Genomic DNA, 266 nt, shown 5'->3' on the forward strand with positions numbered 1-266 from the left:
AATCTGGTTAGCGTAACCAAAAAAGTCACCCTCGCGAGTGCCAATTGCCAATGTCAATGATGGCCAAGTTTGATCATTGGTCGATAAATCTAAATCGTGGCTGTCTATTTTCCAACCATCGGGTTGTAGAGTCCATAGCAATGAACCTGAGTTAATTGCAAATTTGTGCTGGGTGTCTGCATCGTGCCATTGTAACCAGCTGGGTTTAAAAACCAATATGCCATCACGAATTTGACGATGAGCAAATGTCATCCACGCATCGAGGT

The 266-nt window shown here is 43.6% G+C and carries 1 protein-coding gene; it reads right to left on the bottom strand.

The window, feature by feature from the left end:
- On the bottom strand, nt 1-266 hold a 266-nt coding region (locus tag AAEZ10_RS27430), incomplete at both ends, for a YhdP family protein (RefSeq protein ID WP_350571827.1).

Origin of the sequence: Pseudomonas sp. H26/SER47-MNA-CIBAN-0231, assembly GCF_040310465.1 — a bacterium.
Classification (GTDB): domain Bacteria; phylum Pseudomonadota; class Gammaproteobacteria; order Pseudomonadales; family Pseudomonadaceae; genus Aquipseudomonas; species Aquipseudomonas atacamensis.